Below are 21,146 nucleotides of genomic sequence, written 5' to 3'. Positions count from 1 at the left end.
CATGGATCTGAAGCATCTTAATTCCAATAAGTTACAAGAGCAAATTGCAGATCTTATTTCCAGAAAGGAATCACTAAATACTCAATACGTTTCTTTTAAGCAAGAAATAAAAGAGTTGGAATTGATACATCAAAACCTGTCCAAATATCTCAAACAGGATGCTCCTGAAATACAAAGATCTTCTCATAACAAACTTCCTTCTTTGTAAAACCATAATAATAGGCAGCGATTTCACTCGCTGCCTAAATTTCCGTTAAACCGATATCCTACACCGCGCACCGTTTGTATATATACCGGATGTCCAGGATCATCTTCTATCTTTTCTCTAATGTTGCAGATATGTCGCATAACAACATTGTAATCACCCGAATAGGGTTCATTCCAGATTATATCATATATTTGTTCTTTACTAAACACTCTTCCAGGACTTCGCATTAATAAATGCAAAATTTCAAACTCTATAAAAGATAAATCTATTTTTTCCTGCTTTCGAAATAATTCTCTTTTATCCAACAAAATAACAATATCTCCATAACTCAAATTTGTTTTTGCATTTTCAATTACTTGAAATGCTCTTGCTCCCGTATTGACACAGGATATTATATGATTCAGGATTTCTTCCTCACTATCTTCAAATGTCAGTATTAACATTTTCCCATGTAATCACCTACTTTATTTTTTATGCATAAACTTTTAACTAAAACAAATCTGCCGTACTGTGACATTTTTCTTTTACCATCACACAGCTAAAGATTATTCAATATTCAATTCAATGTTTCCAGTAAATTCCTCACACTCAATGCCGACATAATTTCCGCCATCAGGAAGTGTAATTGTGTCACTATAAGTTCCGGTTGTTTCAAGCAAAGTGACTACTTCATCAGCTCCAGAAATCCAAAATACTTTTGCAGTTCCCTCCGCAACCTCCAAAGTGCAATCAATAGACAAATCCTTACCAGCTTCTCGCTTTATAGAAGTTCCTCCAAACAAATACTCTGAATCTGAAAAATTCTCATAATCAGCCGTATAAGTTCCCGTATAATCATCAATCCCTTTTTCTTTTGTTCCTTCCAAAGATAGCACTCATGTTCAGAACGCTGTAAAAGACACACAGCAAAATGGAAAAAACATAGGTCTTACTGAAAAAGACAACAAGGACAATCAACGGGAGTGTTCCTGCTGTAATGAAGATCCCCGTTTCAACCGCCAAAAACAGCTTATAACCAATTCCATAAACTTCTAATGTTCCAATTCCGCAAAGAATTGTTGCAATAGTAGAAGCCACGCAAAAAACAATTCCAAAGATAAAAAGGACAATGATCTTTGCAAGTACCATTTGCGTGCTGGTTACTGGAATTGTACGCAAATTTTTGAATGTATCGTTGTCGCGTTCCATAAAAAACAGGATGGCGGCAATCACTCCGATAATGCAGGGCAGTAAAAACTGGATACCATATCCCAACACCATGTTAAATAGTCCATCGAAAGCATCTGCCCGATCCGTATATCGCTCCATCATAGAGGGCGTTGTCATCAGATAAGTCAGCGGGATTGGAAACAGGAACGCAGCCAGAATAATCAGCGGAATAAATTTCTTCCGTTTCAATTTCAAAAATTCGCATTTGATTAGTTTAAGCAATTCCTTCGCCCCCTGTCACACGCTTGAAGTAATCTTCAAGACTTTCTTCACAGGTATGTGCTTCTGATACCTCCAATCCGTTTTCTACAAAAGCAGTTACAATTTTTCCCACAGGCAGCTCCATATTGTGTAGACGCAGATTGTGGTCGTCTTGTATGGAAAAATGGGTTTCATGGAAATTGCGTTCCAAAATTCTTGCCGCCTGTGCAGTATCAGAGATCGTAAACCGGATATGTTTACTGCTTTTTTGCTCCAACTCAGCAAGGCTTTCTTCTTCCAGCAGTGCACCGTGGTCAATAATTCCAATATCGTCAGCCAGCAAGGAAATCTCCGAAAGAATGTGACTGGAGATTAAAATGGTTTTTCCTCTTGCGTCACAAAGCTCACGGATAAAAGAGCGTACTTCTGCAATACCGATAGGGTCAAGCCCGTTGATAGGCTCGTCCAAAATTAAAAGTTCCGGATCGTGCATGACTGCAAGGGCAATCGCCAACCGCTGCTTCATACCAAGAGAGTATTGCGAAAACAGCTTTTTATCCTTGTAAGGAAGTCCGACTAAATCCAGAGCGTCTTTGATGGCATGGTTGTTTGGTACTCCACGCAGGGTAGCAAAGATACGCAGATTCTCCGTACCGGTCAGATTGGGATAAAAACCAGGGGACTCAATCAAACTTCCAATGCGGGGCAGCAATTTCTTTTCATTTCCCTGCAAAGACTTTCCCCAGATTTTGACCTCACCGGAAGTCGGCTTCGTTAAACCCAACAGCATTTTCATGGTTGTGGTTTTTCCGGCTCCGTTTCTACCCAACAGACCATAAATTCTCCCACGCTTGACATGGATATTTAAGTCCGCCACACTCTTTTGTGAGCCGTATTGCTTTGTCAGATTTTTTGTTTCAATAATATAATTTGAATCCATATTCAAAACCTCCTGTTCTGTAAGGTATTCTATCATGCCAACCTTGCATTAACCTTGCCGCAACCTTGCATTAACCTTGCAATTTGAAATCCAGTAAAATGACAAAGGCTCCCGCCATAAAGACGGGAGCCCGCTTAACTCTCCAAAGGAAAAAGCAACATAAATTCAGTTCCTTTTCCCGGCAAACTTTCAACTGTTATATTCCCATCCATCTTTTCTACAAGCTGATGGACAATAGAAAGACCAAGACCGCTTCCTTTTTCAGACCGTCCTTTGTCACACTTATAGAGCCGTTCAAAAATGTGTTTCAAATCTTCCTTCTCAATTCCCACTCCATTATCCGCCAGCAGCAGCTCCATGTTATTTTCCTTCTTTGACAGGGCAATTTTGATTTTGTCTGCATGGCTGTGAGCGATTACATTTTGAATGAGATTATTGACAATCCTCATATAGCTGTCCATATCCAATCTTACCCGGACAGGCTGTTCGGGAATATCAATGTCATACTCAACCTGTTTATCCTCAAAAATCGGTATCCAGTCAATGAGGATATTTCTTGTCAGCTCTGCGGCCTCAACACTCTGGATCTCCAAAGCAAACTCGTTAGAATTTAACTTGAACCAGTCAAAGAGTACATCAATATATTCTTTCAGATCATGGGCTTTCCGGCGGGCGGTTTCAATATAATCATCCCGGTCTTTTCCTGTGACCAGCCTTTTGTGTGCAGCGTCAAGATACCCAATCAGAGTAGTAAGGGGCGTTCGCACATCATGGGAAAGGCTCGTCATAAGCTGGCGGTTGGTTTCTTCTGTCTGCCGTACAGTTGAAAGTCTGCTTTCATAGGCCACAACGATCTCATTGATTTCATAGGCAAGAGGTGCTGTCAGTTCATTTGTTGCAGATAGAATACGCCGGTTGCCATTTCCGTTTTTCACATCAACCAGCACATCGGTCATTTCTGCTATTTGTTTTTTACACGCCGAACGAGAACGATGGAAGTCAATACAGCCACAACAGCAATCACAATGGACAAGAATACGATAATTTCCATGCTGACTACACCTCCTTATTAAACCGGTAGCCAATCCCTTTGACCGTTTGTATATACTTTGGGCTTGAAGGATTGACTTCTAATTTTTTACGAAGTCGGCTGATAATCGCCATAATGTTACTATCATCATAGAAATATTCTTCGCCCCATACTTCCTCATAAATCTGCTGTTTGGTCAAAATTTTCCCTTGATGTTTTGCACAGTACAGGAGCAAATCAAATTCCTTTGGGGGCAGTTCAAAAGTGCCGTTTGATGTAGTAACAGAACGATTTTCAAGGTCAATCTGCAATCCATCAAAATCCAGTTTTTGCACAGCTCCGGCTTGATGATTAAAACGGGTGTAGCGGCGAATGAGGGACGCAATGCGGGCAATCAGTTCATCCATATCAAACGGTTTTGTAAGATAATCGTCCGCGCCGGCCCGTAAGCCCCGTACTTTAGAAATGCTGTCATTTTTAGATGTGAACATCAAAATCGGCAGACTGTTCTCTTTGCGGATTTCTTCCAGCGTTTCAAAGCCATCCATACCAGGCATCATCACATCCAGCACCACAAGCTGATACTCCTGCTCTCTTAATTTTTGTAAGCCCTCTTTTCCGGTATTACAAAAATCAGCTTCTATGTTTTCTGCTTGTACGCTACGTTTAATCAAAGCGCACAGTTCTCTGTCATCATCTATAATCAGGATTTTATTCATGGTGCAACCCCTTCCCTTGTTTTGTCCTTCCGTCAATCGGCTTTTCTGCGTTCTTTGGGATCAGCCAAACACCAGCCATCTTTACAGCGCCGGGGATACGCCCAGCAGCGCAATAGTAATTTACTCTACGAGGTGTCACGCCCCATTTTTCGGCGGCCTCTTTTAGTGTCATATAATCCATTATGCACCTCCACAGAGTACATTATAGTTCTTTGTCTCGAACAATACAAGTTTATCACCAATCGCAGCTTTATATAATCGGCATAATCGTACAGCTTGTCAGGCATAATAAGGTCATTCCATCATATAAACCGGAACGATACAATATTATTGAGGTGAACGATTATGCCGATTGATGATTTAACTGCTTTAGGGCAAAAAATGCGAGAAGCCCGAAAGAATAAAGAACTGACACAACAGGAACTTTCTGATCTGAGCCATGTTTCTGTAAAGCAAATCGCCAATATCGAAAAAGGGAAAATGAATCCTTCCTATTTGATTTTGAGAGCATTGGCAAAGGTCCTGCACATCTCTTTAGATACGCTTATAAATCCAGATGTTTCTCTGGAGGATGAGGGCGTCAATCAGATGAAAATGCTTTATTCCAGCTGTCCGCCAGAAATGCGTGACACCCTGCTGCATCACACCCAGGAAACGGTGAGGGAACTGACAGAGTTGTCCGAAAAATTTGAAACGAATTGAGCCAGTGAGTGAAATTTAACGATTCTCTCACTGGTTCTTTTCATTTTCGGAGAAAAGAGGCAAGCACAGCAAGCGAGTACCCGCTTGCAAATTTTGAGATTCTCAGGTCCCTTACCCGAAAATTCAAAATTGCTTGTTTGGATAGTCCCAAACCCTTATGAAGAACGGAGGCGGCGCATAAGGAACGGCGGCCTTGATGTTACTCAAAAACGCCGCAGTACCCGGAAAATCCATTTTGGGCGCACAAAGCTGCCTGCCCTGCAACGGTTTTTTTCTTTCCCCGTCTTGCGGGGCAGGATCGCTTGGCTTATTCGGTTTTAGTTTTGCTCTTGTTCGACTGCCTCTTTCAGCCGGTCAAAACTCTCATCGCTGACGATGTGTTCAATACGGCAGGCATCGGCCTCCGCAGTTTTGGGGTCAACGCCTGCGGTGACAAGCTGCTCGGTAAAGAAGCAGTGACGCTCGTAGATTTTTTCGGCTACCTCGCGGCCCACATCGGTCAGATGGAGAAAGTGATCTTCGTCCATCATAATAAAGCCGCCGTCCCGCAGGGTAGCCACTGCATGGCACACGCTGGGCTTTGACACCTCCATGTGCCGGGCCACATCTACAGAGCGCACCATACCGCGTTTCTTTTGGAGAACAAGGATGGTTTCCAGGTAGTCCTCCCCGGACGCATGAAGTTTCATCTGAACCTCCTTTACTGAGCCAGCTTCCAGCCGATGGCCTCCTGTCTGGCCGATACAAAATCGGCATACAGGCCCTTTTGCTGGATCAGCTCCGCATGAGTGCCGCGCTGGACGATATGAGCGTTGTCCAGTACAAGGATCTGATCGGCGTTGCGGACGGTTTTCAGACGGTGGGCAATCATGATGATGGTCTTGTCATGGGTCAATGCCTCGATAGCCCGCTGCAATTCATCCTCATTCTCCGGGTCAACGCTGCTTGTTGCCTCGTCCAAAATGATGATAGGTGCGTCCTTCAGCATGGCGCGGGCGATGGAAATCCGCTGTTTCTCGCCGCCGGACAAAGTACCGCCTCCCTCGCCAATCACGGTGTCATAGCCATCCGGCAGGGCAGAAATAAAGTTATGGCAGCAAGCCTTTTTCGCCGCTTCAACCACTTGTTCATGGGTAGCATCCGGGCAGCCAAACTTGATATTGTTCTCAATCGTATCTGCAAATAGGTACACGCTCTGGAACACCATCGAGATATTCTTCATCAGGCTGTCCAGCTTGAAATCTCGTACATCCGTACCGCCTATGGTAATCTTCCCGGCATTCACATCCCAAAAACGGGCAATCAGGTTGCACATCGTTGTCTTTCCTGCCCCGGAAGGGCCGACAATGGCCGTAGTCGTTTTTTCGGTAATGGTAAAGCTGACCTGATCTAATATCTTACGGTCTGCGTAAGAAAAATCCACCTTGTTAAACACGATCTCGCTGGACTTCGGCGTAATATCAGCGCCTTTCTCGTCCATTACCGGCGTGTCATCAATGGAGTTTGCCGTATCCATCGAGGCCGCCAGCATTTGCAGCAAAGAGGCCATATTCCCGGCGTTCTCCAAATCGTTGAACACCATGAAAGAAGCAATCACCAAAATCAGACCGTAGGCCAGCGGCAGGGAGCCGTCCAGCCAGAACCAGACCGAGGCCAAAAGCAACAGGACGCTGAACACTCGGACAACAGCCTGTTTGATAGCGTCATATGGAACGCTGGCCTTTGTCAATTTCAGGTTATCCCGGCAGCTCGCCTTAATTGCACTGCCAATAGACTGCGTGCTGTCCCGTTCAAGACCAAATGCTTTAACAATCCCCATGCCCTGAATGTACTCCAACACGGACTCTACAAGGGACTCCTGTGTGTGCTGACGCACCCCGCTGAGCGCGGCAGATTTGCGAAGCGCCAGTTCCGCCGCCGCAAGGTAAATCAGGACACCGGCAGCGGCCACAAGACCGATCCGCCAGTCAAATACCAACAGGACGATGACGAGGGCAACCGAGTTGAAAAAACCGCCCAGCACTGACACCAGAACACGGGCTGCTGAGTTCTCTACATCACCCAAAGTTGTTGTGACAATGGCGGTAATATTCCCGATACTATTCTTGTTGAAGTAGCCCATCGGGATGTAGCGCAGCCGATCTCCGATGTGGATACGCTTTTCCGCCACCATGCAATAGCCGGTTTCCGTCTGCTCCATCGTGGAAAAATAGGTCATGATGATACGCCCAATGAGGGAAACGGCCATAATTCCCAGCGAAATGCAGATAAACTTTCCGTCCCGGTTGTCAGATACTAACGCGCCGATCACTACAAAGAGGGCGGCAAACTGCATGGCTGAAAACAGCCCGGACAGGAATGAGAATAACAGGGATTTTTTTAGAAGCCCCTTCTTGCTGCCTGCAAAAGCAAAGATTTTTTTCAATGTTCCATACATCTGACAACACCCCCTTACATCTGGTCTTTCGCGCCGATGTGCGCCTGCCACATATCCCGGTAGAGGGGGCAGGTTTCCAGCAGCTTCTCATGCGTACCCTGTGCGTGGATGGTTCCATCCTTCACCACAACGATGTTATCTGCGCCAACAATGGTAGACAGCCGGTGTGCGATCACAATCAGGGTCTTGCCGACAGTTAAAGTGGAAATGGCTTTCTGCACCAGCGCCTCATTCTCTGGGTCGATATAGGCAGTTGCCTCGTCCAAAATGACAACCGGCGCATTTTTCAGCATGGCGCGGGCGATGGCAATCCGCTGGCGTTCACCGCCGGAAAGATGGGAACCGGCGCTGCCGACAACCGTATCATAGCCATTATCCAGCTTGCGGATAAAGGCGTCGCAGCCGCTTTGTTTGGCTGCCTGCTCCACCTCTGCGTCCGTGGCACTGGGTCTTCCCATGCGGATATTCTCCCGGATACTGCGGTTAAACAGGTAGTTGTCCTGAGATACATAGGAAATCTGGTCTGCAATTTCAGACAGCGGCATATCCTTCAGCTCATGGCCGCCGAGGGTAATGCTGCCGGATGTAACATCCCAATACCCGGCAATCAGCTTTGCCACCGTAGACTTGCCGGAGCCGGACGGCCCTACAAGGGCGGTCATGGTTCCGGGGTGGATGGCGAGATTCACATCATGCAAAACCTCTGTTGTCCCGTCATAGGAAAACGACACAGACCTAAGAGAAATACCGGTATCTTCCAGCTTGATCGGCGTTTCTTTATGGTTCAGTTCTTCGGCGTTCAGAAGCTGGCTGATTTCTTCCACATTTGTCCCCAGTACAGCCAAATCGTCCGTAAAGGTAAAGGCCGCAATAATCGGCCCAATCAGCCCCAGCGAGAAAATCACAATGGATAGGAAGGTGGAAAGTTCCAGGCTTCCGGAGAGCCAGAATGAAAAGCCGCAGGGCAGTACGCAGATCAGCACCGAGGGCAGGATGGCGTTATAAGCGCTCATGGTTTTCTGATTTTCCCGCATCCAGTCCACATAGTAGTTGGCGTTGTAATTCACCGCGTCAGAATATTTTTTGTAGGAACCGGCGGATTGGCTGAACGCTTTCACCACCTCAATGCCTCCGATATATTCCACGATGGCGTCTGTCATCTGCTTGCCTGCCTTGACAGCACCCTCCCACTTGACGGGATAGTTTTTCATACCGGCGGACATAACCACAAGGCCCACCACGAGAGTGACAAGGGACAAAAGCGCCATACGCCAGTCCAGAATAAGCAGGTACACGACAATCACAATGGGAACCAGCACATTTGCGGTCATTTCCGGGATCAGGTGTGCAAAGGTCGGCTCCATTCCCTCCACCCGGTCAACAATCGTCGTTTTATACTGGCCGGACGGAGTATCTAAAATCGTCCCCATCGGGACGCGAGCCAACTTTGCGGTGATATTCTCCCGCAGATCACGCAGCGTGTAATAGGTCGCTGTGTGGGAAATGACTGTTGAAAGATTGGCGAAAACAACCTTTCCCAAATAACCGCACAATGCAACGATACAGGCCGTCATATAACTGGAAAAATCCTGCTCTCCCGACAGCATCAGTGTGACAATATGCGCCACGCAGAAATAGGGCACCATCTGGCAGGCCACGCCTAATACCGCAAGGATAATACTGCCGATGAATTTCCCGTGATAGGGCTTGCCCCATCCCCATAAGACGCCTATGGGCGACTCTTTCTTTTCTTCCTTCATTTTGTAGGCACCCCCTTTATAAAATAGTTTCGGATTTTTTCAAGACCGGCCTCATCCATTTGAAATTTGTCGATGATGGAACCGTCCTCAAAATGGACAATATCCGTACAACAATCTAAAAGCAGCTCAAGATCATGGGTAATGACATACAAGGTAATGCCTGCATCCCTGACTTGTTTCAAAACATTGGCAACCTCTTTCATGTGTTTGTAATCAAGACCGCTGGTCGGTTCGTCAAAAAATAAGATAGAACGCTTGGATGCGATTGCCGAGGCAATTGCTACCCGCTGCTTTTGGCCGCCGGAAAGGGACATAGGGTGTCTGTCTTTGAAGCCGATTAAATCTAACTCGGCAAGGATTTCCTCAGCCCACTCCTGATTTTCCTCCTCCATACTGATCAGGACTTCATCCAGCACAGTTTCCGTGAAAAGCTGGTGATTGACTTCCTGCATCACCATGTAGCAGGTATTTAGTCTGTCTTTAGGCCGATAAGTTCTGCCGTTCCAGATCACCTCACCGCAGCGCTTTTCAAGGCCGCAGAAACACCGGGAGAAGGTGGACTTTCCAGCTCCATTATTCCCGATGATCCCGACAATACGATTTGCGGGGATTTTACTTTCCCGGATGTGTAGCGTTTCCGGTTCGTTTTTGTATGCAAAGCAGAAATTGTGAAGTTCCATTTGCTGACCGGCCTGGGGCAATGCTTTCGGCGGCAACAAATCTTCAAGAATAAAGGTACGCAGCCCCAACTTGGCTCTCTGTTGCTCCGTCAGGCTCTCAAACTCCGCTGCGGAGTAATCTTTTTCCACCTTTCCACCGGTAATATAGATAAAACGATCCGCAAGACCGCGCAGATAGTAGAGCCGATGCTCTGACACTATAATTGTTTTCCCCTGCGACTTCCAAAACGCAAGTATTGCTCTCAGATCCAGGATAGAGGAAGCATCCAGGTTGGATGACGGCTCATCCATAACCAGCACATCCGGCTCCATGATGGATACCCCGGCACAGGCAATTTTTTGCTTTTCCCCGCCGGAGAGATGAAAGATATTGCGTCCCATCAATTTCTCCAGGCGGAAATCCCGGATGGTCTTATCTAATCGTTCCCGAATACTTTGCTCCGGCTGGCCGAGATTTTCACACCCGAATGTGATTTCGCTGGTTGTGTCCACATTGAAAAATTGTGAGCGGGGGTTTTGAAACACGCTGCCAACCGTTTTCGCGGTATCATAAAGGGGCTGTTCCGAAACCTTTGCCCCATTTACCCACACTTCTCCATTCATTTTTCCTTCATAGTAATTGGGAATCAGACCGTTGATCAGCCTGGTAATTGTCGTTTTTCCACAGCCGCTTTCGCCGCAAAGTACGACGCATTGACCGTCCTCTACGGTCAGATTTATATCATGGACTCCACCAGCGTTCTCGTTTTCTTCTCCATAAGAGAAAGTCACATGGTTAATCCGTATCATAGGTTCACCCCCTCCCGTCAAAAAGAAATCTGCTGCTGAAACAAAAACAAGGCAAAACAGATAACGCAAAACAGAATCGCAATCAAATCTTGAACATGGAAACCGATCTGGCACACGTTTGTACGTTTAACGGGGGCTCCAAGCCCCCGTGTCAACGCAGCAGCAGAAAGTTCATCACCAATCTTCACAACGGACACCATCAAAGGAACAAGGCGATATTCCAACATCAGGAAAGGATTTTTCCCGCCGAATCGTATGCCCCGCATTTTCATTGCATCCCGGATGGCCTGATATTCTTCGCTGATGGTTGGGAAAAAGCGAAAAATGACAGACATTGGAATCACGATTTTTTCCGTGATGTGCATACGCTCCATTGCGCCGATAAACTCACTGATCGAAGTAGATGAGATCAGATAGGCACCTGTCATAATGCCGGGCGCAAACCGCGTCATGATAGATGTCACTGCCAGCACGATGAACGAGAGTAATCCGCTCAAACTCGTAAGGGCAATCCGTTCCAGTATAAAGCAAACCGCATATAGCACCAGATATTTTCCTGCTGTTTTGAAACGGCGTTCCGACAAAATCAGAGCAAAGGGGACAAGGCTTAGACACGGCTTAACGATGTTCATAATTCCTTCGTTACTGGTACTGAACATCAGTGTTGTAATCGTCAGCAGCAGAATGAGCTTTGTCCGGGGATCAAGCAGGATTCCTTTTCTTTTTTCGGTTGTTGCTGAAAATGATAGCCCGTTCATCACACAATGCCCGCTTTAGCAAAATGCTTTTTCAGAAGCGCCTTACCTAAAAGTCCGCCCAGGATCGCAAAAATGAAGATTCCGGCGATTACCAGAATAATGCTCCACATAGGCATAACAGCCATTACCCTGTCAGCGTATTCCTCACCAAAGCTGGCCGCAAAACTGGCCCAGGAATCCTCAACCATGAAATACATGGGGATATATGTACCAACCATCCAAAGGCTGAACACCGCATACCCGATCAGGCTCTTCTTGGCGCTTTTATAACCGCCGGATTTCAAGATCAGATCTCCCAGCAGCCCAAAAATCACGCCCATCGGTACACCCCAAAATCCCATACCAGTCAGCCCCATCAGCAGGCCGCTTAAAATTCCCATAATTGTAACCATGCCGAATTTTTTAACTCTGGTCAGGAACAGCATGAACGGGATGCCGGTAATCAAAGACCACAATGCTCCGAGGATCGGCAAAAAGATAGGTACAAAGCCGACGGGAATGGCGACACAGCAGCCAATCACAAAGTAGAGAACGGTGAACAGGCCGAGGTTAATCAGGTCTTTTGCTTGTAACTTGTTACTCATAACGAATACCTCCATTCATTTGCTGGTTAGCGTTTTCTAACCTCTCTATAAGATACCATAGTTAGCAGTAGCTCTCTACAACCAATCATCTTTTTGGCTCCAAACAGCAACAAGTTTTTTATTGACTGACTTCGCTTACAATTCTATAATATGATTAAAATCAAGGGCAATGAGCCAGACAAATCGACAGGAGTTAAAAATGAAGATTGATGATATTATTAGAAAATGTATTGAAATTCCCGGCGTTTCAATAAAACGTAGCGAGTTCAACGCAGAACTACTTATGAAAACTAAGGAAGGAAAAGGGTCTATGACGTTTTTTCAACTTTTCCCCGGACTTACTATTGCGTATATTTTTATAAATTCTCCGACGTGGGCAGCTCCAAATTTGGGTGAAGATAGTTTCATTAAAAAAGGGCCTTTGCTCCTAAACTATTGCGTGACTGGTCGTTGCGAGATTATCTTGAATAACGGAAACTTTGTATATGTGAAAGATGGAGATATTTCTCTCACGGAGTGTTTTGCCCAAAAGCAATATGTCTATCCTCGCCGTATCTATGAGGGAATGGAGCTTTTTGTTGATACTAATACACTGGCAACAGAGAGTACATGGATGCAAAAAGAGTTTGGCATAGACATCCCTAAAATCATTGAACTTTTTTGCCCAAACGATAACACTTATATCTCAGCAGTTACTCCTGAAGTTGAAGAATTATTGATTAAGCTCTGGGAACTTTTTGATATTGCGCCTCCGTTTTCGATTTCTCAAATGAAGATCTATGTTCTGGCTCTATTTTCATTACTACAAAATCTTAACAATATCCCCCCATCGCAAGCCTGCACATTTTTTACTGAAACACAGGTAGATATAGCAAAACGTGTTGAAAAAATTATCACTTCCGATTTGCGGCAACATCATCCTGCATGGGAATTGGCAGCTCAGTTTTCTGTCAGCGAAACCAGCTTAAAAAACTATTTTCGTGGCGTTTTTGGTCAAAATATTTCCATCTATCTACGGGAAGTCCGAATGAAAAAAGCTGCAGAGTTACTGACTTCTACAAGATTGTCCGTTGCAGAAATAGCAGAGTTGGTCGGCTATATGAATCAAAGCAAATTTGCATCAGTTTTCAAAAAACAATTCGGCCTATCGCCATTGGAATACCGGCGGTCAAAAAAACTGGAAAATATATAAGATAAAGCCGGGATTGCTTGCTGGCTTGCAAAATCCCGGCTTCATCTATGCCCAAAATCAGATATAAACTAATTCCTGCAACAACACTTCCTCCACCTGCGCTTTCAGCGTGTTCATCAACCCCACCCAGCGCATGGGGTCACGGGCTTTCAGTTCCTCGGTAACGCCCGCCGCCTCCATCATGTGGGATAGTTAGAACGGTGGTTATTCCGAAATTATTCTGATTCAGGGATAATACCGGCAAGCAATGCCTGTGTTAATACACACAGGCCCGCAGGGAAGAAAATCCCTCCGTGATTTTCCTCTCCGCTTGCTTGTTGAGGGCAGCGCCCCCAAGCCCCTTTGAACACAGAATTTCATTCTGTGGCTGCGCGTTCTGCGAACGCTTTTGACCAGGACCAGCTTACCGCTGGCCGTGGTCTTTTTCTTTTTCAACATCCTGTTCTACCTCCATTTTCAGCACTCGATCTACATTTGCCTTTGCCGTTAAAAGCTCCCGCATTTCCTCACGGGAACGCCGATACTCGACATAGGTCTTTTTCTTTTCTTCCAGCAATTTTGCGTACTCTGTCTGCAACTCTTTGACCTTGGGCAGCTTCTTGACGCCCATCTCATCAAAGGCATTCTTAGCAGCCTGGTGGAGCAGAATTTCTTCCTCATGTTCCTCCCGGAATTTCTTAGAGTAGCCCGCCTTGCGGTATGCCACATAGACCTCACGGGTCTTGGCATAATTTACGATGTGAGTACGCAGAACAGCGATCTCTGCCATGCGCTTTTCAGCCGCTTTGATCTGCGCCGAAAGTTCATTGTAATGTGCCGTGGCAGCCACAGCCTTTTTTTCCAAAACCGCATACTCCAGCAGATTGTTCTCTGACAGGTAATTCATGGTCTGCGCCATTTGTTTCAGATTAAAAACTTTAGCCCATCGAGCATAGCCAGCACCTTTTCCAGCCTGCAATTTTGCCTGAATGTCCACCAGCAGATTGACCTTCGGCGGCTCTGCCTGTGTGACTGTTTTCTTTCGCGGGGTATGTGCTCTCTTCCCTAAGAGAACTGCCCGCAAATCTTCCAATCCATATCCTTCGCCCAGACTGTCCATGCGGGCGGCTTTCTCCCAACCAGAGAGCTTCGGTCGATACGATTTTCCGCGCTTTGAGACTTCGCAACCATACTCCTGCAACAGCTTCAGCAGTTCTTCAAAGTCAGCAGGACTTTGTGATAATGCGTTGTCAATCGCCACACGAAGCAGCTCTCGGTGAGAGGACTTTGCCTGATCGCCCAGCCATTTGTTATAGCTCTTTCCGTGAGGTTTCGGATTCTCTACAATGGACACTTCATTCTCAATACAGATGGTGTCACTTAGCCGGCGAACCGCCTTGGTGCTGCCCCAAAAGTTTCGGAATTTCCGGTCATATTCTAAGCTGACCGATGACCAGATAATGTGATTATGAATGTGCGACTTGTCTATGTGAGTGCAGACCACAAAGGCATGATTGCCTTTAGTAAAACGCTTTGCAAATTCTACGCCCAGCCGGTTTGCTTCTTCCGGGGTAATCTCACCGGGGCGGAAGGACTGGCGTACATGATAGGCAATCACATCATCCGCGCCACGCACTCGTCCGGTAGTGGCAATGTACTGCCGCTTTGCCAGAAGAAACTCTGCATCCGCAGTCCGGCTGTCACACGCATAACTGGTAATGAGTTTGCCGTTATCTGTTTTCTGTGGATTTGCTACATAGTCGATGATGTCACTGATCGCCCGACTTTCTGTGCGGCCCTTGCCGACATGAAGCGGCATGATTCTTATGGTTGCCATAAAAAGCCCTCGTATCAATGGAAAGTCTGGTATTGGAGGAACTTTTGATTGCGAGAAATTCTGGAATGATGATAAAACCATCTTTGTTGACATAGTAAGCTGTGGTTTTTCCATCGTCGGTGATGACAATCATATCACTGCAACCGATGGAATGACCTTTGAAATTCTTCGGTCATTGCTTCTGCAAGCGTGTTTTAATGTCAGCCGGAGTTTCCCCCGGCTGGATTCTTCCAATATACACCTGCTGATAGTTTTCTATCTGAACTGTTCTTCCTTCGCTTTTCAGTTTCTCGTAAGAACGAAAACGGACATCCCTATACTCTGAGGTATCTTTTACCTGATATACTGCACACTGACTTGTACTCATTCTTCTTCCTCCTCTTCCAGTTCCATTTTATAATCTTCCAGATCCATAAGAAAAATCTCATACCCTTCATCACTCATGCAGAACAGTTTTCTTATGGTATTGCAGACAAGACCAATCATATCCGCATCGCCTTTTAAAAAAGGAATGATATGGTCGATTGACTCCATCGTGTCATTTCTGTTTCCTTTATCAAACATTGCGGTTACTAAACATTCATCCGCATCAAAATTCATCGCCAGATCCATCATAATTCCACCTCTCCTTTCTTATGTGTCTTGGATTTTTCTGTTGTCTTATTCTGCTCCTGCGCTTTTGCCTTTGCCTGAAAATCTTTTAAAGACTGCAGCACAGACTTCTTCACTTCACCTTTTGCTCTGCTTGCAGGTTCCGCCTTTTGTGTCTGGCTCTGACTTACAGATACCGGTTCCTGCTTTGCCCTTCTGTCTGCCGTAACCGCAGAAGGTTTCTGCCCACTTCCTATTACTGTTTCTGCCGTATGTTCCGTTTCCTTTACCCTTCCATGCTTTTCATCCAGATACTTTTCCATGTCTGCGATTGCTTTCTGCACCAGAGAGCTTTCTTTATAGTGAGGAATCATATCTATCAGATCACGCTGTATCCGGTCTGCACTCATCAACTCATATTCCCCGGAATAATCTTCATCACCATCTTGCAGATCAAATCCGATTCCTTTAATCCCATGCAGTCTCTCTGCTGGGATACTCTCATATATTTTAATGGCTTCTTCTAAAGTGAGGTTATTATGGTACTCTCCCATGACTGGAAACTCCATGCACTCTGCGACATAAAAACTGATCGTGGCTCCTGGCTGTTCCTGCTCCGGCTGTTTGTCAAAAATAGAAAGTTGCTCTGTATCTTCCAGACGGGAAAGTAAAGAACGGGCAGTTATAATATCGCTGTCTATATCAGATTCCTCGGATACCTCAAGCAGCCAGTCCTTGACAGCTTCTGTTTTCTTATTCAAAATATCCTCCGTGAGTTTTTCCACCTGTTCTTCTCTATTTTCAATCGTATCGTTATACTCATAGGTATCAACGTCATAACTAAAATTATCCAGGTCCGAAGCGAGTTTTTTAATCTCCTGCTGATCAAGGTAAGCATCTGCTTCCTTCATATATTCTGCCAGAGTGATTCTTTCTTCTGCGATAGGATTGATGTCCACCTTAATACCTGCCATTGCTATACCATGAGCATTTAATTCATTGAAGAAACTGTCTTCACGGATATTGCCACGATAAGAAAGCACTACATCAAGGTCAGAATCTTCCCGGTAAAGGTCTTGTCTGCTTCTGGAACCATACACTCTTGCAGCAAGCAGCTCTACCTCCTGTTCCATTCCCATATCTTCTAATACTGCCTGTGCATGATACAGGACACCTCTTTCAACTTCTGCCCTGCTCAGGCTATTTAATGCCAGTTCATTTCTTCCAATCTCAGAAGTCGCACGAAGTTCCCCCTCCTGCAATAAATCCTTAGAGTGCTGGATCGTCATTTCTTCAAATTCTTTATAATCCACTTTGACACATTCCAGGTCATCCATTCTTTCACTTTTAAGGGTTTCATAAGCAACTTCCTGAATGGATGCGTCTGGATTATCGTAATCACCACTCTGGATTTCATGCAGATCAGAGTCATAAAAAATAAACGAATATCCTTCTTCTGTTGCCTGTATGGTCAGATACCCTTTACTCTCGGTAAACTGCATTGCGATTCCTTCATAGGTTTGCATTGCTTCTTTCCTGCGAAATCCTTCAAAAATACTTGCCGGGCAGTTTTTTTCTAATTGTATCCGCTGCATCTGTTCTTCCTGAACTTCTTCCACATCTGCCATCAATTCTTCATAATCCACTACTTTTGCGTCTTCCAATGAGTACCCTTTATCTTCCAAAATATCACTGGCAGCTTCATCTACATAAATTGTCGGATTGTCATAGATTCCTCCATCATCCTCCTGATAATCTTCATTGTAAAATGTATAATCATAGCCATCTTCTGCAGTCTGGATTGTAAAGTATTGTTTTCCAATCTGATATGCAATCTGTACCTCATTCCAGTCCAGCATATTTTCCATTTTATTTACCGCTTCATATATTTCCGGATTCAGCCACCCTCCGATCTGTTCATATGCATGGGTCAGCTGATCTATTCCGTTTTCACATCGGATAAAATCCATGCTTTCCTGCATTGTTTCCGTATTCTGGATACCAAGCACTTTTTCCTGATGATTTGGCAGGCGTAAATATTCCTGCATCGCTTCATCCAGTGATTCATACCGGTTTACTTTTACTACACCCTCTGCATTTATATCTTCCATCACATAAAAATTATCAACGTAATGAATCTCTGGCATTTTCAACTTTATGCCTTCTGGCAGCTGCACCTCACTGACTGCATGGAAATTAAACCGGACATCCGTTCCAGATTCATTTTTTCCTGCCATCGTTTCTTCCCAGGTATCTTTCTGTACTGCTTGTATTTCTTCGATTGTAAGTGTCTGTCCACTCCGCAGAGTTACAACAGAATCTTTCGGGAATTCCGTCAAGTCATAAAGTGTTGTTCCATTTTCCTGCAAATATTCTGATACAGCTTCTAACGCTCCTGCATCAAACCCATTCCATAAATCCTCCGCTACAAGCTGTCCATTTTCTGCTACGATAATTCCTGCCACATCGGAGCCAAATTCATCATGTTCCATTAAGAAGAACTTCTCCCCCGCATATTCCTTTTCATCAACCGTATCTTCCAAAAGGCGGTAGGCATTGGCTCTCTGTGTTCCATAAGTGGAAGTGACAAGGGCATTTCCGTAGCTGTCCACATTCTTTCCCATAACATTCCATTGTCCGGTCACTTCGGCATACTGGACTTTGACCTTGCTCCCTACATAATATCTTGGTGTATGAAATGTCTCTGCCATGAACCTTGTAATATAATCCTCGGAGATCCAGGTTGCCCCAAGTCTTGCCTCAATCTCTGACGCATCCAGATCTTTTGGCTGTACCTGCTCCAAATACTGCATGTTCACCTGATATTCCGGATGATCTTCTGCAAACTGTTTTGCGATCTGCAGTTTCTCCCTCACATTTCCAGAAAGATATTCGTCCGACGGCTCCCATTTTTCACTGATCGGATTTTTAAAGATCACCCCTGCCAGTTCTTCGGTAAGTTCTGCTTCTGTTTTCCCGGAAAGCTGTGCCATATAGGAAAGGTCAACGCCTGCCCTCTCACCAATGGAAACCGCAAGTGCTTCACTGGCAGTATCCACGGAAGTTACCGTTTCTGCCCTGCGGATTGTCCTTTTGGTAAAAATATCCGCTTTCCGTTTCAGTTCTCCCTTATCATCCAGAAATTCCAGAGAAGTCAAAAGACAATAGCTGCTGTCCTGGCTAAATGCCCTCTTATTGGCATTGCTGCTGAGAAGACCATATTTTGCTGTAAAGGTATCGTATTCTTCATTGAGTTTTTCCTGCAGCTTTGTGATCTGTTCATCGCTTCCCTCTTCCATCTGGCACTGGATCAGTTCATTCGTAACATCACGGATGTTCACCAGCCCTTTAACACGTTCCGCTGTCATAGCCGGAAGATCCATGCGGTTCATCACAGAATTTTCCCGGTAATAGACTTCATCATTCACTACGGTAAAACTGAAATTCTTTACATTCGGGTCTGCCGGGATAGAGGCAACATCCTCCTCCAACTCTGTATCCGAAAGTTCCAGTTCCGTGATCGTACCATGGATATTCTGGACAGCTTCTTTTAACTCTTCTTCTAAGGTAATTCCTTCTTTTGGTTTTACGGTCACTTCCTGCTTTCCGTACTGGGTACTTTCTGTAGTAAAATCACCAAGCACCATTTCCGGATGCTCTGCAAAATAAGCATTGACCGAATAGCCTTCCGGTGTTTCCTTTAAATTTAACCATTCCGGTTCCTCAATGGATGCCCTGTCCCTTTTCTGGAAAAACAGAATATCAGAAACAACGCTGGTATTGGCATTTCTCTGGAACGCATTATTCGGTAATCGGATGGCTCCAAGCAGTTCTGCCCGGTTTGCGATATACTGTCTCACTACCGGATTCTGCTTATCCATCGTTCCACTGGAAGTTACCACTGCAACTACGCCACCAGGACGCACCAGATCAAGGGATTTTGCAATAAAATAATCATGGATCATAAAATGATGCCGGTCATATCTGCGGTCACTGACCTGATACGCCCCAAATGGAACATTGCCTATCACACAGTCGAAAAAGCTGTCCGGATAACTGGTTTCCTCAAATCCCTGTACTGCAATCTTATTTTTCTGGTAAAGCTGTTTTGCGATCCTGCCCGAAACCGGGTCAAGTTCCACACCATACATATTGGCTTTGCCCATACTCTCCGGGATCAGTCCCATAAAGTTACCGACACCACAGGACGGTTCCAAAATATTTCCCTGTTTCAGTCCCATATTTTCCAGTACTTCATACATACTTCGGATCACGGTCGGGGACGTATAAAAAGCGTTTAAGGTCGATGCCCTTGCTGCACTGTATTCTTCTGATGATAAGGTATTCTTTAATTCCAGATACTCATTCGCCCAGCTGCTGTTACTCTCCTCAAATGCCTGTGGGATGCCACCCCATCCAACATAACGGGATAAGATTTCCTGTTCTTCGGGTGTTGCCAGACGTTCTTCTTTCTCCAAAGTCTGTAACAAATGGATGGCTTCCATATTTGTTTTATACTTTGCCTTCGGACCGCCTGCACCAAGGTCATTATCCTGGATACGGAAGTTGTGTGGTTCTAACACAGCTTTTTCCTGTTCCTGACTTTCCGGAATATCTTCTTTGGCAGTAACCTCTTCCTCTTCTATTTCCTCTACATCTGACATATCTACTACGGTCGGTTCTGTTACCGACTTAGTATCTAAGAAATCAAACATGGTCATCTGATGACCAGACGGTCCCGCAAAGGATGGTTCTGCTTCCGGTGTTGGGAATATTGTGTAAGTCCCCTCTACATACTGATGAAGTTCCGAAAGAAGTTCTGTTTTCTGCTGATAGTTTGTCCCATATGCTTCAAAATCCAATGGCAGAGCTGCCAATGCCGCATCCATCTTCTGTAACAGTTCCTCTGTCTGCTCTGTTCCTTCCAACACTGCCATCAATTCTGCTCTCGACACATCCCCAAAAAAGTCATTGGTAAATGGTCTGTCTATTCCTTCCGGAAGACGAGCATAAAAACTAAGTATCTTATTCGCCATCTGTTCCCGTTCATACTCCGACATATGGACATAATCTTCTGCCTGCAGGAACTGGTCGTTCTTTATCAGATAGGATATTCTATTGGCAACTTTCTTCCAAGATAATGAAATTGAAGTATATGGACTATTATCATCACCTCTTGCAAGAAGCAGTCCTTTCCTATCATAATTTACATAAAACTCATCTACATCAGGCAGTGCATGAATCCTTTTATTGGTTCCATACTTTTCTTTAATAAAATCCGTTCTGGATTTTTCATTTTCATTTAACAAATAAAAAGAATAAGTTTTGAGCCTATCTTTTGAATAAGGGCCACCCCTTGCGAGAAAAGCATCTATCTCATCCTGGGTAATGAACATCTGATGTTCTTTCCATGCAAACCCATCTCTTGCCTGATAAGGGATGTCCTCCGCAGCAAACTTCTGAAACTGCTTTGAGATATTTATCGGATTATAGTGATGGAAACGCATAAGAGAGTTGTCCATTTCATAGG

18 protein-coding genes and 3 pseudogenes are annotated in these 21,146 nt (G+C 45.0%); 3 read left to right on the top strand and 18 right to left on the bottom strand.

Features of this window, described 5'->3' with window-relative positions; all coding sequences use genetic code 11:
* Positions 1-208: hypothetical protein (locus tag CK1_RS01780; protein WP_502685087.1), on the top strand; the 208-nt coding region annotated here is incomplete at its 5' end.
* A gap of 23 nt (positions 209-231) precedes the next feature.
* Here CK1_RS01780 and CK1_RS01775 read toward each other — a convergent pair.
* The 7 genes and pseudogenes from CK1_RS01775 to CK1_RS01745 form a co-directional block, all read right to left on the bottom strand.
* On the bottom strand, positions 232-651 hold the full coding sequence (locus CK1_RS01775) for a winged helix-turn-helix domain-containing protein (RefSeq protein WP_015524608.1): 420 nt from the start codon (positions 649-651) through the stop codon (positions 232-234).
* Between the two features lie 102 nt (positions 652-753).
* Positions 754-1,074 carry a hypothetical protein gene (locus tag CK1_RS01770; protein WP_502685086.1) on the bottom strand — a complete coding sequence of 107 codons (321 nt, stop codon included), beginning with the start codon at positions 1,072-1,074 and terminating at the stop codon, positions 754-756.
* Positions 1,046-1,639, bottom strand: a complete 594-nt coding sequence (locus CK1_RS01765) for an ABC transporter permease (protein WP_502685085.1) — start codon at positions 1,637-1,639, stop codon at positions 1,046-1,048. Before CK1_RS01765 ends, CK1_RS01770 begins: the two co-directional genes overlap by 29 nt.
* Complete coding sequence (locus CK1_RS01760) at positions 1,632-2,558, bottom strand: ABC transporter ATP-binding protein (RefSeq protein ID WP_015524607.1); 927 nt, start codon at positions 2,556-2,558, stop codon at positions 1,632-1,634. The genes CK1_RS01765 and CK1_RS01760 overlap by 8 nt, the downstream gene beginning before the upstream one ends.
* 134 nt (positions 2,559-2,692) lie before the next feature.
* Positions 2,693-3,609, bottom strand: a pseudogene (locus tag CK1_RS01755) (sensor histidine kinase).
* A gap of 5 nt (positions 3,610-3,614) precedes the next feature.
* Positions 3,615-4,307 (bottom strand): response regulator transcription factor, encoded by a 693-nt coding sequence (locus tag CK1_RS01750; protein WP_015524604.1) that lies wholly within the window; start codon positions 4,305-4,307, stop codon positions 3,615-3,617.
* Positions 4,300-4,488: a helix-turn-helix domain-containing protein gene (locus tag CK1_RS01745; protein WP_002596317.1), complete on the bottom strand. Its 189-nt coding sequence runs from the start codon at positions 4,486-4,488 to the stop codon at positions 4,300-4,302. Before CK1_RS01745 ends, CK1_RS01750 begins: the two co-directional genes overlap by 8 nt.
* A gap of 164 nt (positions 4,489-4,652) precedes the next feature.
* On the opposite strand from CK1_RS01745, the gene CK1_RS01740 reads away from it, so the two are divergent.
* Positions 4,653-5,009, top strand: coding sequence for a helix-turn-helix domain-containing protein (locus tag CK1_RS01740; protein ID WP_015524603.1), 357 nt, complete (start codon positions 4,653-4,655; stop codon positions 5,007-5,009).
* 317 nt (positions 5,010-5,326) lie between these two features.
* On the opposite strand, the gene CK1_RS01735 is transcribed toward CK1_RS01740, so the two are convergent.
* From CK1_RS01735 to CK1_RS01710, 6 genes are read right to left on the bottom strand one after another with little or no spacing between them, the layout of a single operon-like run.
* Positions 5,327-5,698: a metal-dependent transcriptional regulator gene (locus CK1_RS01735; RefSeq protein WP_015524602.1), complete on the bottom strand. Its 372-nt coding sequence runs from the start codon at positions 5,696-5,698 to the stop codon at positions 5,327-5,329.
* An 11-nt stretch (positions 5,699-5,709) separates the two neighbouring features.
* On the bottom strand, positions 5,710-7,446 hold the full coding sequence (locus CK1_RS01730) for an ABC transporter ATP-binding protein (RefSeq protein WP_015524601.1): 1,737 nt from the start codon (positions 7,444-7,446) through the stop codon (positions 5,710-5,712).
* Between the two features lie 14 nt (positions 7,447-7,460).
* On the bottom strand, positions 7,461-9,206 hold the full coding sequence (locus tag CK1_RS01725) for an ABC transporter ATP-binding protein (RefSeq protein WP_015524600.1): 1,746 nt from the start codon (positions 9,204-9,206) through the stop codon (positions 7,461-7,463).
* Positions 9,203-10,675, bottom strand: coding sequence for an ABC transporter ATP-binding protein (locus CK1_RS01720; protein WP_015524599.1), 1,473 nt, complete (start codon positions 10,673-10,675; stop codon positions 9,203-9,205). The genes CK1_RS01725 and CK1_RS01720 overlap by 4 nt, the downstream gene beginning before the upstream one ends.
* A 17-nt stretch (positions 10,676-10,692) precedes the next feature.
* Positions 10,693-11,433, bottom strand: coding sequence for an energy-coupling factor transporter transmembrane component T (locus CK1_RS01715; protein ID WP_015524598.1), 741 nt, complete (start codon positions 11,431-11,433; stop codon positions 10,693-10,695).
* On the bottom strand, positions 11,433-12,017 hold the full coding sequence (locus CK1_RS01710; protein WP_015524597.1) for an MptD family putative ECF transporter S component: 585 nt from the start codon (positions 12,015-12,017) through the stop codon (positions 11,433-11,435). Before CK1_RS01710 ends, CK1_RS01715 begins: the two co-directional genes overlap by 1 nt.
* A 199-nt stretch (positions 12,018-12,216) precedes the next feature.
* Here CK1_RS01710 and CK1_RS01705 point away from each other — a divergent pair, with 199 nt between their 5' ends.
* Complete coding sequence (locus tag CK1_RS01705) at positions 12,217-13,209, top strand: helix-turn-helix domain-containing protein (RefSeq protein WP_015524596.1); 993 nt, start codon at positions 12,217-12,219, stop codon at positions 13,207-13,209.
* A 57-nt stretch (positions 13,210-13,266) separates the two neighbouring features.
* Here the strand turns inward: CK1_RS01705 and CK1_RS01700 are convergent.
* The 5 genes and pseudogenes from CK1_RS01700 to CK1_RS01680 all read right to left on the bottom strand — a co-directional run.
* Positions 13,267-13,386, bottom strand: a pseudogene (locus CK1_RS01700) (TnpV protein); the annotation flags it as partial.
* Between the two features lie 226 nt (positions 13,387-13,612).
* Entirely contained in the window at positions 13,613-15,025 is a 1,413-nt protein-coding gene (locus CK1_RS01695) for a relaxase/mobilization nuclease domain-containing protein (protein ID WP_015524595.1), read from the bottom strand.
* A pseudogene (locus tag CK1_RS01690) lies at positions 14,958-15,392 on the bottom strand (YodL domain-containing protein). The gene CK1_RS01695 and the pseudogene CK1_RS01690 overlap by 68 nt, the downstream one beginning before the upstream one ends.
* Entirely contained in the window at positions 15,389-15,640 is a 252-nt protein-coding gene (locus tag CK1_RS01685; RefSeq protein WP_015524593.1) for a transposon-transfer assisting family protein, read from the bottom strand. The pseudogene CK1_RS01690 and the gene CK1_RS01685 overlap by 4 nt, the downstream one beginning before the upstream one ends.
* A complete protein-coding gene (locus CK1_RS01680) occupies positions 15,637-21,138 on the bottom strand; it encodes an LPD16 domain-containing protein (protein WP_015524592.1) in 5,502 nt (1,833 codons plus the stop codon). Before CK1_RS01680 ends, CK1_RS01685 begins: the two co-directional genes overlap by 4 nt.
* Between the last annotated feature and the right edge of the window lie 8 nt (positions 21,139-21,146).

It is taken from the genome of Ruminococcus sp. SR1/5 (assembly GCF_000209835.1).
Taxonomy (GTDB): Bacteria; Bacillota; Clostridia; order Lachnospirales; family Lachnospiraceae; genus Blautia_A; species Blautia_A fusiformis.
Note: the sequence above shows the minus strand (reverse complement) of the source record. Positions and strands in the feature narration are given on the sequence as shown.